Annotated in this window: 3 protein-coding genes; all 3 read left to right on the top strand. The window is 75.8% G+C overall.

What is annotated here, in order from left to right; translation table 11 throughout:
* The first annotated feature begins 422 nt into the window (after positions 1-422).
* Complete coding sequence (locus ACTUAL_RS17000) at positions 423-1,280, top strand: IniB N-terminal domain-containing protein (RefSeq protein WP_096491377.1); 858 nt, start codon at positions 423-425, stop codon at positions 1,278-1,280.
* 98 nt (positions 1,281-1,378) lie between these two features.
* Positions 1,379-3,190 (top strand): dynamin-like GTPase family protein, encoded by a 1,812-nt coding sequence (locus tag ACTUAL_RS16995; RefSeq protein WP_440900955.1) that lies wholly within the window; start codon positions 1,379-1,381, stop codon positions 3,188-3,190.
* 58 nt (positions 3,191-3,248) lie between these two features.
* A partial coding sequence (locus tag ACTUAL_RS16990; RefSeq protein WP_440900954.1) for a dynamin family protein occupies positions 3,249-4,700 on the top strand: 1,452 nt, incomplete at its 3' end.

The following is a 4,700-nucleotide window of genomic DNA, read 5'->3' as shown; positions in this document are numbered from 1 at the left end:
GCCCGGCTCGCCGACGGCGAAGTCGCCGTCGGCGGTCAGTTGCAGGCAGGTGGCGACGCCGCCGCCCGGTCCGCCGAGGCCGACGACCTCGGCTTCGGAGCGGCCCGCGCCGCCGAGGTGGCAGACGGCGGCCGAGGTGCGGGTGGAGCCCGCGTCGACCCCGAGGACGTACGACAACCCGGAGCCTCCTTCACTCACCTGTTCGCAGCAGCGTTCAACTACCTACACGGGGTGCAGGGGGCCGACAAGCGTGTCCCCCTCCCCCTTAGGGAGTGAACGAGAACCCCCCCTCCGGGGATGCGGTATCTACTGGGAGCAATCCCCGATGGCTCGTGATCCCCCCGCTCCTACCGTTGTGGCATCGGCAGGGCGACGCCCTCCGGCACACCCACTCCCGCGCCACCCACCAGGAGAGACGCCTCATGGTCGCCACCCCGGACACGCTGCACGACTTCGTCCTCGACCTGCTGAGCAACCCGAGCGCCCTGGCCGCCTTCCAGGTCGACGCCGAGGGCTGCCTGGCCGCCGCCGGCCTGAGCGACGTCACCGCGCTGGACGTCCAGGAGGTCATCCCGCTGGTGCTCGACTTCGCGCCGTCCGCCGGCCTGCCCGCGCTGGACGGGATCGTCGCGGGCGACCTGGACCTCGACCTGGAGGGCTCCGTCTCGGCGATCGCCCAGCTGCAGGCCGTGACCCAGCAGCTGACCGGCGTGGTCGGCGCGGGCTCGGACATCAACCTGGGGGCCGTGGGCGCGCTGACCGCCGACGCCAGCGGCGTGGGCCTGCTCGGCGGCGCGGGCGACCTGGGCCTCGGCCTGGGCGCCGACGTGGCGACGAGCGTGGACGCCACCGTGGCGACCAGCTTCTCCGCGGTGGGCGACGTGACCGCCACCCTGGACGGCGCGACCACCGCCGTCACCCAGACCGCCGCCGGTGTGGACACCTCGGTCGACGCCACCCTGTCGGGCGCGGTGGACACCCTGGACGGGACCGTCGGCTCGACCCTGCCGGGCCTGGACGGCGTGACCTCCCCGCTGTTCGACACCGTGGGCTCGGTCCACGGCTCCGTCAGCGCCGTGGCCGACCAGGCGTTCGGCGCGCTCGGCGGCGGCGGCCTGGACCTGGGCGCGACCCTGGAGCCGGTCGGCGACCTCACCCAGCACGTCACCGCGACCGTCTCCGCCACCGCGCACAACGCGGGTGTGGGCGGCGTCACGGACGCGGTGGGCCACGCGGCCGCGCCGATCGCCGAGTCCCCCCTCGGCGACCTGCTGTTCTGAGCCTGAACCGCTCAGCGGCCGGAAGCGGCCCCGCTCACCCGGCGGGGCCGCTTCGCTCTTTCACCCAAGCGGGGGAACACGGCAGACTCGACCGGGTGATGTCCGCTCCGTGGCTCGACGTGCTCGACGACACGATCAGGGCCTGCGCCGCCCGCAACCGCCCCGACCTGGCCGCCAGGCTGCGCGAGAAGCGCGCGAGCCAGCTGGACCCGAGGATCCGGGTGCTCGTCGTGGGCGAGTCCAAGCAGGGCAAGAGCCAGCTGGTGAACGCGCTGATCAACGCGCCGGTGTGCGCGGTCGGCGACGACGTGACGACGGCCGTGCCCACGTTCGTGCAGCACGCCGAGACGCCGTCCGCGGCGCTGCTGCGCGGCCGGTCGATCGCGGACACCCCGACCGAGCGCATCCCGGTGCCCATCGACCAGGTGGCGCGCGCGGTGAGCGGGCGTTCGGGCGGCGAGGTGCTGGCGGCCGAGGTCGGCATCCCGCGCGAGCTGCTGGCGTCCGGGCTGGTGCTGATCGACACCCCCGGCACCGGGGACCCGCGCGGGGCGCGCGCCGCCAGCACCTACGCGGCGCTGCTCCAGGCCGATGCGGTGCTGATGGTCACCGACGCGACCGCCGAGCTGTCGGCGTCCGAGCTGGAGCTGCTGCGCCGGGTCGTGGCGGCTTGCCCGAACGTGACCGTGGTGCTGACCAAGACCGACCTCTCCGCGCAGTGGCGGCAGGTGCTCCAGCGCGACCGCGCGCACCTCGCGCGCGCCGGCGTGGGCGCGAAGGTGCTGCCGGTGTCCTCGGCGCTGCGGCTGCGCGCGGCCAGGACCGGGGACCGCGAGCTGAACGCCGAGTCCGGGTTCCCCGAGCTGCTGGCGTGCGTGCAGCGCGACATCGTGGCGGCGGCGGACGTGCTCGGCCGCCGGTCGGTGGCCGCGGCGGCGGCGTCGGCGGTCAGGCAGCTGGTGGCCCCGCTCAAGGAGGAGCTGGCCAGCATGGGGGCGCGCGGCCCCGAGGACACGATCGCCGCGCTGCACGAGGCGCAGCGGCGGGTGGACGAGCTGCGGCGGCGGTCCGCGCGGTGGCAGACCGTGCTCGCCGACGAGATGGCCGACCTGGTGTCGGACGTCGAGCACGACCTGCGGGACCGGACCAGGGGCATCCTGCGGGAGGTCGACCGCACCTTCGAGACCGCCGATCCGGGGAAGGTGTGGGACGAGTTCGAGCCGTGGCTGCGCACCAGCCTGACCGAGGCGGCGGCGACGAACTTCGCGTGGCTGCTGGAGCGGGCGGAGTGGGTCGCGGAGAAGGTGGCGCGCAGCTTCCCGGTGCACCGGGACGACCTGCTGCCCGAGTCGGTGTTCCCGGACGACCTGCTGGACCGGGTGGCGGAGCTGGACGCGCCCGCGCTGGAGCGGTTCACCGCGAGCCAGAAGTTCTTCACCGGGCTGCGCGGGTCGTACGGGGGCGTGCTGATGCTCGGGCTGGTGACCAGCCTGGCCGGGATGCCGCTGATCAACGCGGTGTCGCTCGGCGCGGGGGCGCTGTTCGGCGGGCGGTCGATACTGGAGGAGGGCGAGCAGCGGCTCAAGCGCAGGCAGGCCGCCGCGAGGCAGTCAGTGCAGCGGCACGTGGACGACTTCTTCGTGAAGTTCAGCAAGGACTGCCGGGACGCGGCGCGGCACGTGCAGCGGAGCCTGCGCGACCACTTCAGCACCATCGCCGAGGAGCTGCAGGAGACGCTGCTGGAGTCGGCGCGCAGCGCGCGGCGGGCGGTGCAGGACGACGCGACCGAGCGGGAGCGGCGCACGCGCGAGGCCAAGGGCGAGCTGGACGGGCTGGTGCAGCTGTACCAGCGGGTGCAGGCGGTGGCCGGGGTCGGCGTGGCGGCGACCCCGCTGAGCATCACGGCGTAGCTGCGGCCACCCGTTCGGGGGTAACCCGGATCGGGGGTGCGTCGTTGGTGGTGCTGTGGTGAACGGGAGCGTGGTGGGGTCCGGGCTCGTGGGTTCGGGCGCGGTCGGATCGGGGCTCGTCGGGTCGGGCGCGGTGGGGTTGGAGGCGCGGGTCGGGGCGCTGCTCGACGAGGCGCTGGCCCTGTACCGGGACAGCCCGAGGGCGGTGTCGTGGCTGCGCGGGCACCGGGCGCGGTTCGCCGAGCCGGTGCGGGTGGCGGTGGCGGGCGAGCGCGGGACCGGCAAGTCGACGCTGGTGAGCGCGCTGGTCGGCGAGGAGCTCACCGCGCCGCCGACCGCGACCGCCTGGTACCGCGACGGGGCGCGGCCCGCGGCGTGGGTGGGCGCGCACGAGGTGCCGGTGGTGCGCCGCGACGACGGGGTGCGGGTGGAGGCCGGTGGCGCGGAGCGGGTCGTGGTCGAGTGGCCCGCGCGGTCGCTGCGCGACCTGGTGCTGGTGGACGCGCGGCCGGACGCGCCGGTCGAGCTGGTGTTCGGCGAGGCGGACGCGGTGCTGCACCTGAGCAGGCACGTGCGCGACGAGGACCTGGAGCGGCTGCGCGCCGGGCACGACCACCCGATCGCGCGGGCGGCGCCGGTGACGACGCTGCTGGTGCTGGCGCGGGCCGACGAGATCGGCGGCGGGCGGATCGACGCGCTGTCGTCGGCCAAGCAGATCGCCCGGCGGTGCAGGCGGGACCCCGCGGTGCGGGGGCTGTGCCAGGACGTGGTGGCGTTCGCGGGGCTGCTGGCGGTGGCGTCGCGCACGCTCAGGGACGAGGAGTTCGCCGCGCTCGGGGCGCTGGCGGGGCTGGCGCGGGCGGAGCTGGACGGGCACCTGCTGTCGGCGGACCGGTTCGCGGGCGAGGACTTCCCGGTGGCGCTGGGCGCGGCGGCGCGGCAGCGGCTGCTGGACCGGCTGGGGCTGTTCGGGGTGCGGCTGTGCACGACCCTGATCAGGCAGGGCTTCGACACCAGGGTGAAGCTGACCGGTCAGCTGGCCCAGCGCAGCGGGCTCGGCGAGCTGCGGGAGGCGATCGGGGCGCACCTGACCGAGCGGCGCGGGGCGCTGAAGGCGCGGTCGGCGCTGCTGGGCCGGGACGTGGTGCTGCGCGCCGAACCGCGACCGGGGTCGGTGGCGCTGCTGGGGGCGCTGGAGCGGGTGGTGGCGGGGGCGCACGACTTCCGCGAACTGCGCCTGCTGGCCGCGCTGGGCGGCGGGCGGGTGAGCCTGCCGGGCGAGCTGGGCGAGGAGGCGGTGCGGCTGGTCGGCGGCGCGGGGACGGGCGCGGCGACCAGGCTAGGGGTGGAGGAGCAGGGGCTGTCGGGGCGGGAGCTGCGGCACCTGCTGCTGGACGTGCTGGGGCGCTGGCGCGAGCACGCGGCGAGCCCGGTGCTGGACAACGCCCAGCGGCGGGCGGCGGGGGTGGTGGTGCGCAGCTGCGAGGGGGTGCTGGTGGAGCTGGGCGGG

The organism is Actinosynnema sp. (genome assembly GCF_052038725.1).
This window is presented reverse-complemented; position numbering and strand designations above follow the sequence as displayed.

Coding starts and splice junctions, on each gene's coding strand:
- ACTUAL_RS17000 (WP_096491377.1), top strand. CDS start 423: ATGGTCGCCACCCCGGACACGCTGCACGACTTCGTCCTCGACCTGCTG.
- ACTUAL_RS16995 (WP_440900955.1), top strand. CDS start 1,379: ATGTCCGCTCCGTGGCTCGACGTGCTCGACGACACGATCAGGGCCTGC.